This window comes from Paractinoplanes hotanensis (genome assembly GCF_023717965.1).
Taxonomy (GTDB): domain Bacteria; phylum Actinomycetota; class Actinomycetes; order Mycobacteriales; family Micromonosporaceae; genus Actinoplanes; species Actinoplanes polyasparticus.
The window spans coordinates 83,049-100,188 of record NZ_JAMQOL010000037.1 but is presented as its reverse complement, the minus strand read 5'-3'; the positions used below and the strand labels follow the sequence as shown (position 1 = coordinate 100,188).

General features: G+C 71.0%; 20 protein-coding genes. 3 read left to right on the top strand and 17 right to left on the bottom strand.

Translation table 11 applies throughout. The features are described 5' to 3' along the window. Positions 1-21: 21 nt before the first annotated feature. The 13 genes from LXN57_RS25715 to LXN57_RS25660 are packed head-to-tail and all read right to left on the bottom strand — an operon-like array spanning position 22 to position 11,974. Positions 22-741 carry a DUF6390 family protein gene (locus LXN57_RS25715; RefSeq protein WP_251800780.1) on the bottom strand — a complete coding sequence of 240 codons (720 nt, stop codon included), beginning with the start codon at positions 739-741 and terminating at the stop codon, positions 22-24. A 1-nt stretch (position 742) separates the two neighbouring features. Continuing rightward, positions 743-1,789, bottom strand: coding sequence for a hydrogenase expression/formation protein HypE (gene hypE / locus LXN57_RS25710; RefSeq protein WP_251800779.1), 1,047 nt, complete (start codon positions 1,787-1,789; stop codon positions 743-745). Continuing rightward, entirely contained in the window at positions 1,789-2,889 is a 1,101-nt protein-coding gene (gene hypD / locus LXN57_RS25705; RefSeq protein WP_251800778.1) for a hydrogenase formation protein HypD, read from the bottom strand. Before hypD ends, hypE begins: the two co-directional genes overlap by 1 nt. Further along, on the bottom strand, positions 2,886-3,134 hold the full coding sequence (locus tag LXN57_RS25700; protein ID WP_251800777.1) for a HypC/HybG/HupF family hydrogenase formation chaperone: 249 nt from the start codon (positions 3,132-3,134) through the stop codon (positions 2,886-2,888). The genes hypD and LXN57_RS25700 overlap by 4 nt, the downstream gene beginning before the upstream one ends. A gap of 12 nt (positions 3,135-3,146) precedes the next feature. Next, complete coding sequence (gene hypF / locus LXN57_RS25695; RefSeq protein WP_251800776.1) at positions 3,147-5,720, bottom strand: carbamoyltransferase HypF; 2,574 nt, start codon at positions 5,718-5,720, stop codon at positions 3,147-3,149. Position 5,721: 1 nt separating this feature from the next. Next, positions 5,722-6,183 (bottom strand): hydrogenase maturation protease, encoded by a 462-nt coding sequence (locus LXN57_RS25690; protein ID WP_251800775.1) that lies wholly within the window; start codon positions 6,181-6,183, stop codon positions 5,722-5,724. Further along, positions 6,180-6,302: a DUF6893 family small protein gene (locus tag LXN57_RS47985; RefSeq protein WP_285904675.1), complete on the bottom strand. Its 123-nt coding sequence runs from the start codon at positions 6,300-6,302 to the stop codon at positions 6,180-6,182. Before LXN57_RS47985 ends, LXN57_RS25690 begins: the two co-directional genes overlap by 4 nt. Positions 6,303-6,327: 25 nt before the next feature. After that, positions 6,328-7,497 (bottom strand): hypothetical protein, encoded by a 1,170-nt coding sequence (locus tag LXN57_RS25685; RefSeq protein WP_251800774.1) that lies wholly within the window; start codon positions 7,495-7,497, stop codon positions 6,328-6,330. Further along, entirely contained in the window at positions 7,494-8,123 is a 630-nt protein-coding gene (locus tag LXN57_RS25680) for a DUF6084 family protein (RefSeq protein ID WP_251800773.1), read from the bottom strand. Before LXN57_RS25680 ends, LXN57_RS25685 begins: the two co-directional genes overlap by 4 nt. Then, the gene (locus tag LXN57_RS25675) at positions 8,120-8,719 is read right to left on the bottom strand and encodes a DUF5947 family protein (RefSeq protein ID WP_251800772.1); all 600 of its coding nucleotides are present in this window, start codon (positions 8,717-8,719) and stop codon (positions 8,120-8,122) included. Before LXN57_RS25675 ends, LXN57_RS25680 begins: the two co-directional genes overlap by 4 nt. Beyond that, positions 8,719-9,171, bottom strand: coding sequence for a NifU-related iron-sulfur-binding protein (locus LXN57_RS25670; protein ID WP_251800771.1), 453 nt, complete (start codon positions 9,169-9,171; stop codon positions 8,719-8,721). Before LXN57_RS25670 ends, LXN57_RS25675 begins: the two co-directional genes overlap by 1 nt. A 3-nt stretch (positions 9,172-9,174) precedes the next feature. Then, positions 9,175-10,929 (bottom strand): nickel-dependent hydrogenase large subunit, encoded by a 1,755-nt coding sequence (locus LXN57_RS25665; RefSeq protein ID WP_251800770.1) that lies wholly within the window; start codon positions 10,927-10,929, stop codon positions 9,175-9,177. Positions 10,930-10,942: 13 nt separating this feature from the next. Further along, positions 10,943-11,974: an NADH-quinone oxidoreductase subunit B family protein gene (locus LXN57_RS25660; protein WP_251800769.1), complete on the bottom strand. Its 1,032-nt coding sequence runs from the start codon at positions 11,972-11,974 to the stop codon at positions 10,943-10,945. Positions 11,975-12,131: 157 nt separating this feature from the next. Here LXN57_RS25660 and LXN57_RS25655 point away from each other — a divergent pair, with 157 nt between their 5' ends. Together LXN57_RS25655 and hypB are read left to right on the top strand one after the other, a co-directional pair. Further along, the gene (locus tag LXN57_RS25655) at positions 12,132-12,455 is read left to right on the top strand and encodes a hydrogenase maturation nickel metallochaperone HypA/HybF (RefSeq protein ID WP_251800768.1); all 324 of its coding nucleotides are present in this window, start codon (positions 12,132-12,134) and stop codon (positions 12,453-12,455) included. Positions 12,456-12,459: 4 nt separating this feature from the next. Then, complete coding sequence (gene hypB / locus LXN57_RS25650) at positions 12,460-13,113, top strand: hydrogenase nickel incorporation protein HypB (protein ID WP_251800767.1); 654 nt, start codon at positions 12,460-12,462, stop codon at positions 13,111-13,113. Here the strand turns inward: hypB and LXN57_RS25645 are convergent. Together LXN57_RS25645 and LXN57_RS25640 are read right to left on the bottom strand one after the other, a co-directional pair. Beyond that, positions 13,103-13,591 (bottom strand): hypothetical protein, encoded by a 489-nt coding sequence (locus LXN57_RS25645; RefSeq protein WP_251800766.1) that lies wholly within the window; start codon positions 13,589-13,591, stop codon positions 13,103-13,105. The two genes, hypB and LXN57_RS25645, sit on opposite strands and share 11 nt — an antisense overlap. A 178-nt stretch (positions 13,592-13,769) precedes the next feature. Beyond that, positions 13,770-14,747 carry an NADH-quinone oxidoreductase subunit B family protein gene (locus tag LXN57_RS25640; RefSeq protein ID WP_251800765.1) on the bottom strand — a complete coding sequence of 326 codons (978 nt, stop codon included), beginning with the start codon at positions 14,745-14,747 and terminating at the stop codon, positions 13,770-13,772. Between the two features lie 67 nt (positions 14,748-14,814). Here LXN57_RS25640 and LXN57_RS25635 point away from each other — a divergent pair, with 67 nt between their 5' ends. After that, positions 14,815-15,306, top strand: a complete 492-nt coding sequence (locus tag LXN57_RS25635) for a helix-turn-helix domain-containing protein (protein WP_251800764.1) — start codon at positions 14,815-14,817, stop codon at positions 15,304-15,306. A gap of 2 nt (positions 15,307-15,308) precedes the next feature. Here LXN57_RS25635 and LXN57_RS25630 read toward each other — a convergent pair whose 3' ends face one another. Continuing rightward, positions 15,309-15,965 carry a response regulator gene (locus LXN57_RS25630; protein WP_251800763.1) on the bottom strand — a complete coding sequence of 219 codons (657 nt, stop codon included), beginning with the start codon at positions 15,963-15,965 and terminating at the stop codon, positions 15,309-15,311. After that, entirely contained in the window at positions 15,962-17,116 is a 1,155-nt protein-coding gene (locus LXN57_RS25625) for a sensor histidine kinase (RefSeq protein ID WP_251800762.1), read from the bottom strand. Before LXN57_RS25625 ends, LXN57_RS25630 begins: the two co-directional genes overlap by 4 nt. Between the last annotated feature and the right edge of the window lie 24 nt (positions 17,117-17,140).

Here is a 17,140-nt window from a genome sequence, read left to right as displayed (position 1 = left end):
GGGGCCCCGGCCGGCCGGGGGTCAGCGGGTCGCGCCGAGGGCGTTGATGCGGGTCAGTTGGCGGTGCTCGTGGGCCTCGATCTCGGCTGCCTGGGGTTCGGTGAGGATGTCGCAGATCCAGTGCCAGTGCAGGGCGACCAGGGTGCCGGGGGTGGGACTCGGCAGGAGGGACTGACCGTTGGCCGACCAGGTTGCCTGTTCGGTGGTGGCGGGGCCGGGGCTCAGGGAAGCGCCGTCCCAGCGCAGCGGGTGGCAGGTCACCTGCGCGGACTCACCGGAGACCTCGGTCACGGTGCCGGTGCGGATTCGGCAGCGGTCCAGGACTGAGGCGGCGCTGGGGTTTCCGGTGCGGCGTAGCAGGGCCGCCCAGGGGTAGACCTCGAAGACGTGGAAGCTGTGGTGGGCCACCGCCCGGTCGGCGGCCTGCTGCCAGGTGCCGCCGGCCTGGCCGGCGAAGCGTGCACGGAGGAACTCGTGCAGGTCGGCCGGGTCGGGCCGGCCGACCAGGGCGTTGCCTATCCAGTAGGCCTCGACCACCCGCTCGTCCAAGGGGTCGTCGACACCGGCTCGGGAGGCCAGGAACTCCAGGTAGGGCCAGGCGCCCTCGAACGCCTGGGCCCGGCGGGCGATCTCGTCGGCGGGGGAGGAGATCAGGGTGTCGCCGCTGGGTGGGCCGCAGTAGCCGAGCAGGTTCGGGGGATAGGCGTAGCGGGCGAACAACCGCGCCCCGGCGTCGCTCACGTCAGCAGATCCTCGGGAGTTGCTCGCCGATCGGCATGGTCACCACGCGGGTTCCGCCGAGAGCGGTGCGGGCCACGACCGTGCCGGGGTGGTCGGCCGTGCAGGCGCCGATGCGGCGAGCCCCGCGGCCGTACGGATGGTCCCGCATCGCGGCCAGCACGGCGTCGGCGCCGGCCTCGGGAACGAAGGCCAGCAGTTTGCCCTCGTTGGCCACTTGCAACGGGTCGAGGCCGAGCAGGCTGCACGCGTCGGCCACCGCGGCCGGGACGGGTAGGTCGCGCTCCACGAGGGAGATGCCGACCTGCGCGGCGCGGGCGATCTCGTTGAGCGAGGCGGCGACGCCGCCGCGGGTCGGGTCGCGCAGCACGTGCACCGGGACGTCGGTGGCCAGGATGTCGGCGACCAGGCCGTGCAGGGGTGCGGTGTCCGAGGTGACGCCGGTGTCGAACTCGAGGCCGGCGCGGACACTCATGACGGCCACGCCGTGCACCCCGATGTCGCCGCTGATCAGCACGGCGTCACCGGGGGCGGCCCGCGTCGGACGGATGTCCACCCCCGGCGCGACCACGCCCACCCCGGTCGTGTTGACGAAGACGCCGTCGCCACTGCCGTTGTCGACGACCTTGGTGTCACCGGTGACGAGCTGAACCCCGGCCGCCCGGGCCGCGGCGCCGATGGCCGAGGCTATCCGGCCCAGGTCAGCCAGCAACGTCCCCTCCTGGACGATGAAGGCGGTGGACAGATAGAGCGGCTGGGAGCCCGACATCGCCAGGTCGTTGACCGTGCCGTTGACGGCCAGGTCGCCGATCGAGCCCCCGGGGAAGAACATCGGCTTCACGACGTACGAGTCGGTGGAGAGGGCCAGCCGCCCGCCCGGGAACGGCAGCACGGCGCTGTCCGTCAGCTCGGACGGCGACGACCCGTAGGCGGGCAGGAAGAGGTGCTCCACCAGTTCCCCCGACATGGCCCCGCCGCCGCCGTGCCCCATCACGACGGCCGGGGTATCGCGCAGCGGAACCGGGCAGGTCCAGTTCTCGAAGTCGAGCATCAGAGCCGTACCAGGTCGAGCCGCCGGTAGGCGTAGTAGGCGGCGCAGGCCCCTTCACTCGACACCATCGTCGCCCCGAGCGGATTGCGCGGCGTGCACTGCTTTCCGAAGGCCTCGCACTCGTGCGGTTTCAGCAGGCCCTGCAACACCTCGCCGGACCGGCACAGCGGCGATTCCGAGGTGCGGACGTCGGTCACCGCGAACCGTTCCTCGGCGTCGTACTCCCGATAGCGCGACGACAATCGCCAGCCGCTGCCCGGAATCATGCCGATGCCGCGCCAGGTGCGGTCGGTCACCTCGAACACGTCCTGCAGCATGGCCAGGGCGGCCGGATTACCCTCGGCCCGCACCGCCCTCGGGTAGGCGTTGCTCAGCTCGTGCCGGCCGGCCTCGAGTTGCACGATCGTCTGCCTGATCCCCTCCAGGATGTCGAGCGGCTCGAAGCCGGTGACCACGATCGGCACGCCGTACCGCGAAGCCAGTGGAGGGTATTCGGACGTGCCCATCACGCTGCACACGTGACCGGCGGCCAGGAAAGCCTGCACGCGGCATCGGGGCGATTCCATGATGGCCGCGATCGCCGGCGGCACCAGAACGTGCGACACCAGCAACGAGAAGTTCGTGACGCCCAGGCGGCGGGCCTGATAGACCGTCATCGCATTGGCCGGGGCCGTGGTCTCGAACCCGATGCCGAAGAACACCACCGGCCGGTCCGGATTCTCCCGGGCCAGGGTCAGCGCGTCCATGGGCGAGTAGACCACGCGCACGTCGGCGCCCGCGCTCTTGACCGCGAACAGGTCGCGGCCGCTGCCCGGCACCCGCAGCATGTCGCCGAACGAGCAGAAGATGACGCCGGGCTGTTCGGCGATGGCGAGCGCCTTGTCGATGGTTTCCAACGGCGTCACACACACCGGGCACCCCGGCCCGTGAATCATTTCGACGCCCGGCGGCAGCAGTTGGTCGATGCCGTGCCGGATGATGGAATGCGTCTGCCCGCCACAGACCTCCATCATCGCCCACGGGCGGGTGGTGACCGCATGGATCTGGCCGACCAGGTGCCGCGCGAGATCAGGGTTGCTGAACTCCTCCAGGTATCTCATGACTGGCCGAACTCCTCCTCGAGATAGCCCATCCGCTCGAACTCGGCCAGTGTCTGCCGGGCCGATTCCTCGTCGAGTCGCTGAATCGCGAACCCGACGTGCACCACCACGTATTCACCGACCACGGCGTCCGGAATGTATTGCAGGCAGACGTTCTTGCGGACGCCGCCGAAATCGACCTCGGCCATCGGCACCCCGTCGGCCTCGGCGACGCTCAGCACGCGTCCCGGAACGGCAAGACACATGAGCCGGCCTCCTCACATCGATCCGATCACGATCTGTCCCAGCGCGATGCCACCGTCATTGGGCGGCAGCAGCCGGGGTGTCAGCACGGTGAAGTCCCGGTCGCGAAGCAACCGCGTGGCCGACGACACCAGCAGCGTGTTCTGGAAGACGCCGCCGCCGAGCACGACCACGTCGAGCCCGGTCCGGTCGCGACTCCGCACTGCCATCTCGGTGATCAGCGCGGCCACGGCCGCGTGGAAGCGCGCTCCCACCACCGCCGCGGGCACACCGGCGAGGACATCGGCCGCTATCCGGCGGATCATCGGGCTGGGATCGGCCCGGAACGGCCCGTCGTGATCCGGCTTCATCCCGAAGACGTACGACCCGTCGGGCCCCACCGGGGCCGTGCGGGCCACTCCTTCCAGCACGAGGGCCGCCTCCGCCTCGTACTCGGCGACCTGCCGCACGCCGGCCAGGGCGGCCACCGCGTCGAACAGCCGCCCCATGCTCGACGTCGGCACACACCCCACCCCGGTCTTGAGCTGCCGGTCGAGCACGTCCCGCTCGGCGGCCGGGCACGCCGCGACCGGCGGCAGGCCACGGTGCCACGGCACCCCGGCCGAGCGCAGGTGGGCCAGCGCCATCCGATAGGGCCGCCGGACGCCGGCGTCACCGCCGGCCAGCGGCACGTAGGCGAGGTGCCCGACCCGCGTGAACGACTTGTAGTCGCAGGTCAGGACCTCGCCGCCCCACACCGCGCCGTCCGTGCCGTAGCCGGTGCCGTCGAACGCCACGCCGATGACCTGTTCGCCCGGCTCGAGCCCGTGCTCGGCCATCACCGAGGCGATGTGCGCGTGGTGGTGCTGCACCAGCCGGACCGGCCGCTCGCCCGCGTGCCGTCGCGCCCATTCCCCGGAGCGGTAGCCCGGGTGCCGGTCGGCCACCAGCGCCGACGGCCGCACACCGGTCAGCTCGGTCAGGTGGGCCGAGGTGGCGGCCAGCGTGTCGATCGTGGCCAGGTTGTCCATGTCGCCGATGTGCTGGCTGACCCACGCGTACCGGCCGCTCGCCACCGCACACGTGTTCTTCAGATCGGCCCCCACGGCCAGCACCGGCGCCACCTCGAACGGCAGGACGATCGGCAGCGGCGCGTAGCCCCGGGACCGGCGGATCGGCAGCTCGGCCCCGGCCACGTGCCGGCTCACCGAGTCGTCGCAGGGCACCCGGATCGGCCGGTCGTGCCCGAGCCAGGCGTCGACCAGGGGGGCCAGTCGTTCCCGGGCCTCGTCGTCATCGGTCACGATCGGCTCGCCCGACAAGTTGCCCGAGGTCATCACGAGCACGTCCGGCCCGGGTGGGTCGTCCGGCAGCCCGAACAGCAGCACGTGCAGCGGCGTGTAGGGCAGCATCACGCCCAGATCCGGGGTGTCCGGCGCGACCTCAGCGGCCAACCCGGCGCCGGCCAGGCGGGGCAGCAGCACGATGGGGCGGCGGATGCCGGTCAGCAAACGCTCCTCGTCCGCGGTCAGGGTGACCAACCTGCGTGCGGCGTCGAGATCGGAAACCATGACGGCGAACGGCTTCCCGCCGCGCTGCTTGCGGCGGCGCAACTCGGCCACGGCGGACGGGTTCCGTGCGTCGCACGCCAGGTGGTAACCACCGAGCCCCTTGACCGCCACGATCCGCCCAGCCGCCAGCAGTTCGCGCGTGGCCCGCACCGGATCGGCCGAGGCGAGCGGACCGGCCGCGTCGACCGGCGAGAGCTGCGAATCGGGGGCGTCGGCCGGCGAGTGGCGCGGACCGGACGCGAGGCTCAGCGTGAGGCGGGGGCCGCACGCCGGGCAGGCGATCGGCTGGGCGTGGAAGCGGCGGTCGGCCGGATCCTCGTACTCCGCCCGGCATGCGTCGCACATCGGAAAGCCGGCCATGGTGGTTCTCGACCGGTCGTACGGAAGGGAAGTGATGATCGTGAAGCGCGGCCCGCAGTTGGTGCAGGTGAGGAACGGGTGCCGATACCGCCGGTCAGCCGGGTCGCGCAGTTCGCGCAGGCAGTCCTCGCACGTCGCCACGTCGGGCGAGGCGAGGGTGCGGGCCGGTCCACCGCGCGAGTCCTCGATGGTGAACCCGGTGCCGCCGCGGGCCGGCACCTCTTCCTCGGCCACCGCCAGCACCATCGCCAGCGGGGGAGCGTCGTGCCGCAGGCGCCGGCCGTACTCGTCGACCGCGTCGGGATCACCCTCGGCCTCGATGACGACCCCGTCGGCGGTGTTGGCCACCGAACCCGACAGCGCCAGTTCGGCCGCGGCCGCGTACGCGAAGGGCCGGAAGCCGACCCCCTGCACCAGGCCCGAGACGGTGAACCGGCGGCGCAGCCGGCGGGCTCGCCCCAGCAGTTCGAGCCCGGCCATCGCCTTCTCCGCCCCCGCGGCGTCGATGATCTCGACGGCGAAGCCGAGGTGGATCAGGACCCACGCCCCGGGCTCGGGCGGGGTGTCCAGCATGCCGATGTTGACGCTACGGCTCGCGCCGGCCACCTCGACAACCGCGACCTGACCGGCGTAGCCGTCGAGGACCCGGACCACCTGTCCGGGAATGCCCAGGCACATCTCACGCTCTCCCTTTCGAGACCAGCGAGCGGACCGCGTCGACGGCGGCCGGGATCGCGGCCTCGACCGGCGGCGTCAGGCCGATGCCGCCGGACACCGAAACGGCCCGGCACCCCACGACGTAGGTCGGGGGAAGCGTGCCGCCGAGCCGGCCCACCTGAGCGAGGACGGTGGCCGGATCCATGCCGTGCGCGTCGAAAGTTCCCGCGCCCAGGTCGTCGGCCGAGATCTCGAGGACGACGATCTCGGCCGGCGGCCCGCCCCGGCCCGGCAGCGCGTCGACCAGCACCAGGCGGTCGTAACCGGCCAGCAGGTCGTAGGCCAGGTGCATGCCGCGGATGCCGTAGTCGGCCACCCGCACACCCGGCGGCTGCTCCGACGCCGCGAGACGCCGGACGACCGCCGGGCCGAAGCCGTCGTCGCCCAGGAACAGGTTGCCGACGCCGGCCACCAGCACGTTCACATCGAGCGGATCTTGAGATAGCGGCGGATGTCGGGCACCGACGCGAGCAGGACGCTCGCCAGGTGGACCAGGATCAGCCCGGTGGCGACCAGCGTCAGGAAGCCGATCAATTTCAGCATGTATCCCCCTTGTGGGATGGCGTGATCATTCGGGCGGCGCCAGCGGTTCGAGCTCGTCGGGCGCGAAGTACAGGTAACGGCCGTACCAGTCGTGCAGGTCCGCCGCAGGGTCGTCGACCAGGACAAGGGCCACGTGGGTGTGACCGTCCACGTCCGAGACGACCGCGGTGACCCGGGCGACCTGGCCATCGAAGAACAGGTCCTGAGCGTCGGCCCGGCGGGTCGGGCGTACCCGGACGAGGCTGCCCTCGGCCACGCGGACGCCGTTGATCACGACGGACGGATCTTCCGGGGCGGCCAGCCAGGCGCCGTGCAGTTGTTCCAGCTCCGACGGGCCGAGCGATTCGCAGCGGTCCACGATCGCGCGGGCCCGCTCGTCGGTGGCCCGCGCCTCGGCCTTCTCGGCGTCGGTCATCGTCAGCACCCGCAGCGTCAGGATCTCGTCGATCTCGGTCAGGTCGAACAGCTCGCCCGGGCTCTGCGCAGCCACCTCCGGGTGGTCGTAGAGGATGATCGGCGCGCCCAGCAGCAGGTCGTCGTCCGGCCCGGCCAGCACCGGCCAGCACCGGTCCTGGTGGCAGCGGGCGGCGGCCCCGGCCGCGGCGGCGGGCGGGTCGATCAGCGAGACGAAGGTGGCGTCCTGGGCGGCCAGCAGCAGGTGGGCGCCGATCAGCGAGTGGCGGGTCGCCTCCTGTCCGGTGGCCACCGGATGCGGGTGTTCGTTGGTCACCGACACGGTCAGCCGCAGCAGGTCGCCGTCGGCCTCCACCGTCGTCCGCACGCGGGCGGTGAGTGGCCACCGCCGCCGCTGCCCGTCGACGCCGCCCGGCACGGCGACGGGGAACTCCGCGACGCCGGCCAGGGGGAGGCCGGGCAGGGTGATCTCGTGGTCGACCGCCTCGTCCCAGCCGGCCAGCGGCGGCTCACCGGCGACGGCCGAGGAGACCGGCGACTCCCGGGCCTGGATCTGCAGGAACCTGAGGTAGATGGTGACGTGTCCCCGGCGTACGCCCGGACGCAGCAGGCATTGCAGCGAGAGCGAGGGCGGCTCGGCCGACACCGCCGCCGGCGGGCCGAGAACACCGAACTGCCAGCGGGCGCGGTTCTTGATCGCGCTCGCCCGGTAGGGATAGAGCAGGTATCCCTCGTAGAGCACGGCGTCGGCCACCGCCCGGGCCGCGATGAGGGCGCTCACGGCTCGCCCCGTAGCAGGCGCCGGAGGGTCTCGTCCCAGCTGATCAGGTCGTGCCGGGTGCGGTACGCCGTGAGCTCGCCGAGCACGTCCGAGCTCACCCGCAGCCAGCCGCTGTTCGGGAAGTAGGACGCCATCATGTCGTGCCACACCGACACAGGCAGGGCGTACTGGGCCTCGCACACCCACGGAACCTGCTCGACCTCGAAACCGGAGTCGCCCCGCAGGAACACCGTGCCCGAGAACAGGAAGTCGAGCGGGATGTCCCCGGCCCCGACCGCGTGCAGATATCGCGTGCCGATCACATCGAGGTCGTACGTGCAGGGCAGCGGCAGATCCACCTCGGTCGCGCCGGTGAAGCCCTGGACGGTGGTGTTCGTCTGCATCCACTGGAACGGCTTGAGGGTGTCGCCCCAGCGGGCCGGCTCGCCGAACAGACCGCGCAGAGCGAGTTGCTCGGTGTCGTCGTAGCGGCGGCGCTGCGGTTCGACCCGGATCTGGCAGCGCAGGGCGATCGCGTGGATCCGCCGCCCGGCCGGTTCGGTGATGCGAAGGCGGGCAGTCAACTGGGGGACGACGGCGTAGGGCTCGGCGGCCACGTCGAGCACCTCGAAGGCGTACGCGCTCATGACGCGCGCTCCGCCAGTCCCACGAAGAACTCCTCGATCGCCGCGTGGGCCTCCTGCCCGCCGTCGAAACCCCGCCACAGCGTGCGCAGCCGGCCGGTCAGCTCGTAGCAGGCGTCGATCGGCACCAGGAACGCGTCCTGGCCGCGCCGGGCCAGCACTGCTTCGACGTCCGGCCGCAGCGTCCTCAGTTCGGGGTGTCCGGCCGCCAGCCGTTCCCAGGCCGGCAGCGGCAGTTCGGACTCGGTGGCGCCGGCGGGGCCCGGATAGAACGCGACCATCCGGTCCAGCTCGGAGTGGCGGAACAGGAAGGCGAGCCCGACCGGGATCTGCAGCTCGTCCCAGGCCCGCTCGTCGAGGACGGGATTCGGGAACGAGACGTAGCGCTCCGGGACGGCCCGGTAGCGCAGGTGCGCGTCGTCGTCGGTGAAGAGCAGGTAGCAGGGCCGGCAGGCGCACATCAGCTGCCGGGAACTCACATCGACGACGTGGGAGTGACCGGCGGTCACCGGGGCCGCGCACATGTCGCAGCGTTCCGCCGGCGGCGCGGCCCGGCTGCGGGCGATGCGGCGGAGGGTGCGGAACGGGGCATCGGTCATCAGCTCGGAGCCACTCGGGAGAAGAGGGCGGACACCGGGATGACCGGCGCCGGCTGGTCGAACACGATCCGCGTGACCTCGGGCGCCACCGCCTCGACGGCCTGCTCCAGACCGTGCGGGCGGTGCCCCGGCGGGATGCGCAGCCGGCACACCCCGTCCGGGGTCACCTCGACCAGTTCGGCCGTGGTGCCGGCCAGGGCGGCCTCGATCCGGGTGGCCGCGTCGTACGGATGCAGCCCGTGCACCAGCAGCAGCCCGGTCACCAGGTCGTCGCCGGCGAACGCGGCGGCCACCTCGTCGGTGAACACGCCCCGCTCATGCAGCAGGTCGAGCATGCGTTCCAGGCCGGCCCCGTAGAGGTCGGCCACCACGCGCACGAGTTCCTCAGCCTGCTCGCCCACGGCCAGCTTGTCGATCCGGGCGGCGGCCGACCGCCAGTCGTACTCGGTCACAGGTCACTCGATCCCGGCGGTTTGGGTGGGGGTGTGCAGCCGGTCGAGCTTCTTGCCGCCGCCGAGGTACATGTGCACGCCGCACGGCAGGCAGGGGTCGAAGCTGCGGACCGTCCGCATGATGTCGATGCCCTTGAAGTGCTCCCGGTCGTTCTCCTCGAAGATCGGCTGGCCCTGCACCGCGTCCTCGTAGGGACCCGGGGTGCCGAAGCTGTCCCGCGGGCTGGCGTTCCACGGCGTCGGCGGGTACGGGTGGTAGTTCGCGATCTTGCCGTCGCGGATCACCATGTGGTGCGACAGGACGCCGCGCACGGCCTCGGTGAAGCCGCAGCCGATGCCCTCGTCGGGCACCTCGAACGGTTCCCACGTCTTGGTGCGGCCGGCCCGGATCTCGGCCAGGGCCTTCTCGGCGAAATGCAGCGCGCAGGCCGCCGCGTACGCCTGGAAGTAGGTTCGGGCCCGGTTACGCTCGATGGTGTTGCTCCAGCGCGGGATCTTCCACTCCATCTCGACCGGGCCCTTGAGCGCCGTCTTGGGCAGATTGATCTGCACGCTCGAGCCGGTCGCCTTGACGTAGCCGATGTCGACCAGGCCGGCCAGCGCCGTCGACCAGAGCCGGGCGAGCGGACCGCCGCCGGTGTCGAGGGCGAGGTAGTTCTGGCCGTCGAACCAGCGCGGTGACATCACCCAGCTGTAGTTGCCGTCGAGGTCGCGCTTCTGCGGCTTCGGGTTGGTGTGCTGGTTCCACGGGTGTCGCCGGTCGACCGGGTTGCCCAGTGGGTCCCGGGTCACGAACATCTCCTGGTCGGACCAGTCGCCGTAGTAGGACGAGCCGAGCAGGATGCGGATGCCGAGGTTGATCTCGACGAGGTCGGTGGTGACCAGCTTGCCGTCGACCACGATGCCGGGGGTCACGTACATCCGGCGACCCCAGTCGGTCATGTCCTCGTACTTGAAGTTGCAGGCCTCCGGATCCTGGAACGAGCCCCAGCAACCGAGCAGGACACGCCGGTTCCCGACCTCCTCGTAACCGGGCAGAGCCTCGTAGAAGAAGTCGAACAGGTCGTCGTGCATCGGCACGACCTTCTTCATGAACTCGACGTAGCGCATGAGCCGGGTCAGGTAGTCGGTCATCAGCTGGATGGTCGCGACCGTGCCGACCCCGCCCGGATAGAGCGTGGACGGGTGCACGTGCCGGCCCTCCATGAGGCAGAACATCTCGCGGGTCATGCGACTGACCTGCAGCGCCTCGCGGTAGAACTCGCCGGTGAAGGGGTTGAGCGAGCGCATGATGTCGCCGATGGTGTGGTAGCCGTGGGCCGCCCCGCGCGGGCACTCGGTGCGGTTGGCCCGCTCGAGCACCCCGGGGTTGGTCTCGCTGACCATTTTCTCGCAGTAGTCGACCCCGACCAGGTTCTCCTGGAAGATGTTGTGATCGAACATGTACTCCGCGGCCTCGCCCAGATTGACGATCCACTCGCCGAGGTGCGGGGGCTTCACGCCGTAGGCCATGTTCTGCGCGTAACACGAGCAGGTGGCGTGGTTGTCGCCGCAGATGCCACAGATCCGGCTCGTGATGAAGTGCGCGTCCCGGGGGTCCTTGCCCTTCATGAAGATCGAGTAGCCCCGGAAGATCGAGCTGGTGCTCTTGCACTCGGCGACCACGCGGTTGGCGAAGTCGATCTTGGTGTAGATGCCGAGGCTACCGACGATCCGGGTGATCGGGTCCCAGGCCATGTCGACGAGTTCGGTGGTCATGGTCGTCCTCCCGTCACCAGGCGCGGGTAGCGCCGGTGGTCAGTTTCCGGCCGGGGCGCCGCCATTTCGGCTCGCGGTCGAGAGTCTGCGTGGTGAGGCCGCGCAGGCGTTTCACGGTGGTGCCGTACCAGCTGACGGCCAGGGTGGAGAACTTGCCGCCGGGTGGCTCGTCCATGAACGGCATGAACTTGTCGGGGAAGCCGGGCATCGTGCAGCCGATGCAGATGCCGCCCACGTTGGGGCAGCCGCCCACCCCGTTGATCCAGCCCCGCTTGGGCACGTTGCACATGACCACCGGGCCCCAGCAGCCGAGCTTGACGATGCACAGGGGCGAGCCGTACTCGTCGGCGAAGTCGGCCTGCTCGTAGTAGCCGGCCCGGTCGCAGCCCTCGTGCACCGTGCGCCCGAACAGCCATTGCGGACGCAGTTGGTCGTCGAGCGGGATCATCGGGGCCTGCCCGGACGCCTGGTACAGCAGGTAGGTCAGCGTCTCGGACAGGTTGTCGGGCTGGATCGGGCAACCGGGCACGCACACGATCGGGATGCCCGCCTCCGACTTCCACTGCCAGCCCAGATAGTCGGGCACGCCCATCGCCCCGGTCGGGTTCCCGGCCATCGCGTGGATTCCCCCGTACGTGGCGCAGGTGCCGACGGCCACGACCGCGAGGGCCTTGCGCGCGAGCCGGTCGAGCCAGTCGCTGGTCGTCCTCGGCTGCCCGGTCAGCGGGTCGTTGCCGAACCCGCTCCAGTAGCCCTCGGTGTGCAGCAGCTCGTTGGGGATCGACCCCTCGACGATCAGCACGAACGGCTCGAGTTCGCCCCGCTCGGCCTTGAAGAACCATTCCAGGAAGTCGTCGGCGCCGCCGGTCGGGCCGCACTCGAAGTCGATCAGTGGCCAGTGCACGGCGATCCGGGGAAGGCCGGGCAGCGCGCCCAGAGCGATCTCTTCGATGCTGGGCTGGGTGGCCGCGGTGAGCGCGACCGAGTCCCCGTCGCAGCTCAAGCCGGCGTTCATCCAGAGCACATGGATGACGGGATCAGGCATGACAGACCGCTTTCCGGGGTCGCCACCGACCCCTGCGACAGTCAGGGTCAAGGCTCGGCCCGGAGGTGTGAGACAGGTAACAGATTGGACCCCGTAGTGTAATGATGTCAATCCGTTCCGTGTCTTCGTACCCACCTGTGTCTTATGGGGACAGCCGATGCATGAGCTGGCAATCGCCCAGAGTGTCGTGGAGACCGTCTGTTCCCGGGCCGGCGGTCGCCGGGTCCACCGTGTGACCCTGCGGATCGGGGCCCTGACCGCCGTTGTCCCCGAGGCGATGTCGTTCAGCTTCGACCTCGCCACCGAGGGGACAGTTGCGTCCGGGGCGCGGCTCGAGATGCTGGCGGTGCCGGCCGCCGGACAGTGCCGGGCGTGCGGCGCCGCGGGCCCGATCGACGGCCTGCTCTGCCCCTGCGGGAGCGCCGACGTCGAGGTGACGGCGGGACGGGAACTGCAGATCGTGTCGATGGAGGTGGGTTGATCCGATGTGTGCCACCTGCGGGTGCGGCCACCCGCACACCGAGATCACGCTCGAGGAGCGGGTGCTGGCCAAGAACGACCATCTCGCCGCGCACAACCGGGAATGGCTGGCCGCGCGCGGCATCCGGGCGATCAATCTGATGAGCTCGCCCGGGTCGGGCAAGACGACGCTGCTGGAGCGGACCCTGCGAGCCCTCGGCGACCGGCCGGTGGCGGTGATCGAGGGCGATCAGGAGACGGCCCTGGACGCCGACCGGATCAGGGCCACCGGCTGTCCCGTCGTGCAGGTCAACACCGGCGCCGGCTGTCACCTCGACGCCGCGATGGTGCGCGACGCGGCCGAGCGGCTCGACCCGGCGCCCGGCGCCCTGCTGTTCATCGAGAACGTCGGCAACCTGGTCTGCCCGGCTCTGTTCGACCTGGGCGAGGACGCGCGGGTGGTGGTCGTCTCGGTCACCGAGGGCACCGACAAGCCACTGAAGTATCCGGCCATGTTCGCGGTGGCCGACCTGGTTCTGGTGAACAAGCTCGACCTGTTGCCGTACGTCGAATTCGACCTCGGCCTGTGCCGGAAGTACCTGGGCTCGCGCGAGGTGGTGGCGCTCTCGGCGACCCGGGGTGACCAGTTCGAACTCTGGTTGGAGTGGCTCACGCGCTGACCTCGGCCGTCCGTAGCACCCGGTCGGCGCGCAGGTAGCTGGCGATCTCGGCGGTCACGTTGTTCAGGGCGCCCGGGGCGGTGATCACCACGGGCAGGCAGCCCAGGTCGAGCAATCGCTCCACCCGGGCGGCGTCGCGCAGCAGGCTGCCGTGCCGGTGCCGGACGAACAACGCCACGATGCCGTGCCGGGGCAGGCGGTGGCGCAGCTCGTGCAGGAGTGTGTGCTGCGCCGCCCGCCGGCTCGATCCGAGGACCACCAGCAGTTCGTCCACGGTGGCCAGGGCGGCCAGGCGGGCCAGGGCGAACTGGTCGCTTTCGCGAATCGCGGCCACGGTCGTCGCCGACTGCGACCGCTCGGCCCACCACTGGGCCTCGGGCTCGCGGACCACCAGGGAGGCGTGGCCCCCACGCGCACTGCCGCCGCCTTCGACCGGTGCTTCGGTCAGCGTTCTTCGCGTCCATACTTGTCGCCACATCAGGGAATCCACCTCGTCACATGTTCGCCGGTTGCCGGCTAACACGTTGCCCGTCGACGCCACGGGTGCGCCAGACCCACTCGTGTCCGCTCCCATCTGACCGCCCGCGGGTCGCGTCGTCGCTGGTCAGGGCGGTGGCCGGACAGATGTGTCCGACCGGATCGGGTGATGTCCCGCGTCAACCACCGGCCACGCGGAGCGTGAAACCGCGCAGGGTGCGGACCAGCGGCGCGTACTCCGGCTCCCCGGCGCCCGGTGCGGCGGGCGGTTCCATGAACGGCATGAACTTGTCCGGGAACCCGGGCATCGTGCAGGCGATGCAGATACCGCCGACGTTGGGGCAGCCGCCCACGCCGTTGATCCAGCCCCGCTTGGCCACGTTGCACCGGACCACCTGGCCCCAGCAGCCGACCTTCACGAGGCACTTCGTCGAGCCGTAGTCGTCCGCGAAGTCGCTCGAGTCGTAGAAGGAGGCCCGGTCGCAGCCCTCGTGCACGGTGCGGCCGAACAGCCATTCCGGGCGCAGCGACTCGTCCAGCGCGATCGCCGGCGCCTGACCGCCCACCTGGTAGAGCAACTGGAGGATCGTCTCGGCCAGGTTGTCGGGATGGGTCGGGCAGCCGGGCACGCAGACGATCGGCAGGCCGGCCTTCGAGCGCCAGTCCCACCCCAGGTGGTCGGGCACGCCCCGGGCGCCGGTCGGGTTGCCGGCCATGGCGTGCACTCCGCCGTAAGCGGCACAGGTGCCGACCGCCATGATCGCGGTAGCCCGCGGCGCGAGACGGTCGAGCCACTCGGTGGCGGTGATCGGCTGCCCCGTGCGGGGGTCGTTGCCGAAGCCGCTCCAATAGCCCTCGGCCTTGTTCGTCTCGTCCGGCACCGAGCCCTCGACGATCAGGATGAACGGGTCGAGCTCGCCCCGGTCGGCCCGGTGGAACCACTGGATGAACCCGTCCTCGGCGTGGTCGGGGCCGCTCGCGAAGTCGAAGTAGGGCCAGTGCAGGGCGACCGGGGGCAGACCGGGCAGGGCGCCGGCGACGATCTCCTCGATGCTGGGCTGGGTCGCGGCGGTCAGCGCCACGGACTCGCCGTCACAGCTCAGGCCGCCGTTCATCCAGAGGATGTGCAGCACGTCGGGCACGTCCACATCGGCCATCGGGCGATGGTAGCGCCGCCGGGTGGTGGTCGCGGGTCACCCGATCGTGTTCCGTAGGCTACCTACCGTGTCCGAGAACATCGAGATACTCCCGCTCGAGATCGTGACAAGAACCTTTCCGACCCGTCCGGCCGCGCTGCCCGACGTGCGGGACTTCGTGCGCCGTCACCTGACCGACCGGCAGATCACGGACGACGACGTGCGGGTGCTGGGTGAGCGGGTGGCCGGGGTCCTGCTGGCGGGCGCGGGCGCCGCCGGCGCGATCCAGGTGTCCCTGCGGATCTTCCCGGACTCGGCCGAGGTCGACGTCTTGTTCGTTCCGCTCGAACGGAAGAAGCCGCCGCCGACGGTGCCCGCTCCGGACCCGCCGCCGAGCCAGACCTTCGCGGCCTGGCTGACCGACCGGCTGCGGGCCGACGGCCTGACGATCGAGGCGGCGGCGCGGCGGCTCGACGTGTCGACCAAGACGATCAGCCGCTGGATGTCCGGCACGACCGAGCCGCGGCTGCGCGATCTCTACCGCATCCGCGACTCGTTCGGCGAGCCGCCGTTCCACTGAGCTCAGGCGCGCGGTTGGACCAGGCCGTCGTCGTACGCGAAAATGACGGCCTGGATGCGGTCGCGGGCGCCGATTTTGGCCAGGACACGGCCGACGTGTTTCTTGACGGTGGACTCGGTGAGGGTGAAGCGTTCGGCGATCTCGGTGTTGGTGGCGCCCTGGCCGATCGCCTCGAGGACCTCGCGCTCGCGTTCGCTCAGCGTGGCCAGCAACGGATCCACGTGTGCGGGCGGGGCGGAATCCTGCAGGTAGGCGTTCATCAGCTTGCGGGTCAGGCTGGGCGCCACCACCGAGTCCCCGCCGGCGACGGCCCGGATGCCGGCGATCAGCTCCTCCGGGCGGGCGTCCTTGAGCAGGAAGCCGCTGGCCCCGGCGCGCAGGCCGGCGTACACGTACTCGTCCAGATCGAAGGTGGTCAGGATCAGCACGTGGGTGCGTGAACCGGCCCCGGTGATCCGGCGGGTGGCCTCGATGCCGTCCATGCCGGGCATGCGCACGTCCATCAGCACCACGTCGGGGCGGGTCTGCTCGACCATCCGCACCGCCTCGGCGCCGGCCGAGGCCTCGCCGACCACGGTCATGCCGGGGGTGCCGTCGAGCAGCATCTTGAAACCCAGGCGCTGCAACGGCTGGTCGTCGGCGATCAGCACGGTGGTCATGAGGGCTCCTTGAGGACGACGTCGACCAGCCAGCCTCGCTCGGCCGGCCCGGCCGTGACCACACCGCCGTACATGGCGGCTCTTTCCCGCATGCCGACCAGGCCGTGGCTGGGGGCAGCGGGGGCGCCGCGGCCGTTGTCGTGGACGCGGACCCGTACCTCTCCGTCGGAGGCGGCGAGGGTGACCTGCGCGGTCGCGCCGGGCCCCGCGTGTTTGAGGGTGTTGGTGAGCGCTTCCTGGACGATGCGATAGACCGCGAGTTGCACGCCGCGGCCGAGGGTCTGCAGCTCGCCCGAGGTCGAGTAGCTGACCGGCAACCCGGCCGCCCGCACGCTCGGCAGCAACCGGTCGAGGTCGTCGATGCCGGGCTGCGGGCTCAGCTGCGGATCGGAATCCTGGTCGCGCAGCACACCCAGCACGCGCCGCAGCTCGGCCAGCGCCTGCCGGCCGGTGGTCCCGATCAGCTGCAGCGGTTCGGCGGTCTTCTCGGCCCGCGAGGTCGCCAGCGCGGCGGCGCCGTCGGCCAGGCCCACGATCACCGACACGTGGTGCCCGACGATGTCGTGCATCTCGCGGGCCACCCGGGCCCGCTCCTCGGCCACGGCCAGGCGGGCCCGCGTGTCCCGTTCGACTTCCAGGCGGTCGGCGCGGTCCTCCAGAGCGACCAGGTACGCCCGGCGCGTGCGCACCGCGACACCGGACGCGACCGCACCCATCGTCGTGCCGAGCAGCAGGAACAGCGTGACGGTGCGGTTCTGGGGGACCGGATTCAGCCAGTAGATCTCGCTGATCGACAACGCCACCGTGATTCCGGAGGCCCAGGCCATAGCGCGCCACGAACCGCGCGAGGCCACCCCGAACAGCATCACGAGCAGGATCACCCCGGCCCCGACGCCGACGTCCAGCGAGGCCTGGATCAGCTCGGTGGCCGCGGTGACCAGGAACGCCGGGAACGGGTGCCGCCGCCGCCAGTACAGCGGCGGCAGCAGCAGCAGGGTCGCGATGGTGGCCGACAGCGGCTTCTCGATCAGGTTGGGGATGCTGAAGAGCACGATCGGGACGGCCACCAGCGTGTCCAGGACCCACGGGTGGCGCCGGTCGAACGCGCGCAGCCGCGCCTGCCGGTCCACCAGCCATCCCTGCGCGCTCATCAGCCGATTCTCCTCGTACGAGCC

Bases quoted from the DNA above. Each gene is read 5' to 3' on its own strand.
- hypE (WP_251800779.1), bottom strand. From the start codon at position 1,789: ATGCTCGACTTCGAGAACTGGACCTGCCCGGTTCCGCTGCGCGATACC.
- hypD (WP_251800778.1), bottom strand. From the start codon at position 2,889: ATGAGATACCTGGAGGAGTTCAGCAACCCTGATCTCGCGCGGCACCTG.
- LXN57_RS25700 (WP_251800777.1), bottom strand. From the start codon at position 3,134: ATGTGTCTTGCCGTTCCGGGACGCGTGCTGAGCGTCGCCGAGGCCGAC.
- hypF (WP_251800776.1), bottom strand. From the start codon at position 5,720: ATGTGCCTGGGCATTCCCGGACAGGTGGTCCGGGTCCTCGACGGCTAC.
- LXN57_RS47985 (WP_285904675.1), bottom strand. From the start codon at position 6,302: ATGCTGAAATTGATCGGCTTCCTGACGCTGGTCGCCACCGGGCTGATC.
- LXN57_RS25680 (WP_251800773.1), bottom strand. From the start codon at position 8,123: ATGAGCGCGTACGCCTTCGAGGTGCTCGACGTGGCCGCCGAGCCCTAC.
- LXN57_RS25675 (WP_251800772.1), bottom strand. From the start codon at position 8,719: ATGACCGATGCCCCGTTCCGCACCCTCCGCCGCATCGCCCGCAGCCGG.
- LXN57_RS25665 (WP_251800770.1), bottom strand. From the start codon at position 10,929: ATGACCACCGAACTCGTCGACATGGCCTGGGACCCGATCACCCGGATC.
- LXN57_RS25660 (WP_251800769.1), bottom strand. From the start codon at position 11,974: ATGCCTGATCCCGTCATCCATGTGCTCTGGATGAACGCCGGCTTGAGC.
- LXN57_RS25655 (WP_251800768.1), top strand. From the start codon at position 12,132: ATGCATGAGCTGGCAATCGCCCAGAGTGTCGTGGAGACCGTCTGTTCC.
- hypB (WP_251800767.1), top strand. From the start codon at position 12,460: ATGTGTGCCACCTGCGGGTGCGGCCACCCGCACACCGAGATCACGCTC.
- LXN57_RS25645 (WP_251800766.1), bottom strand. From the start codon at position 13,591: ATGTGGCGACAAGTATGGACGCGAAGAACGCTGACCGAAGCACCGGTC.
- LXN57_RS25640 (WP_251800765.1), bottom strand. From the start codon at position 14,747: ATGGCCGATGTGGACGTGCCCGACGTGCTGCACATCCTCTGGATGAAC.
- LXN57_RS25630 (WP_251800763.1), bottom strand. From the start codon at position 15,965: ATGACCACCGTGCTGATCGCCGACGACCAGCCGTTGCAGCGCCTGGGT.
- LXN57_RS25625 (WP_251800762.1), bottom strand. From the start codon at position 17,116: ATGAGCGCGCAGGGATGGCTGGTGGACCGGCAGGCGCGGCTGCGCGCG.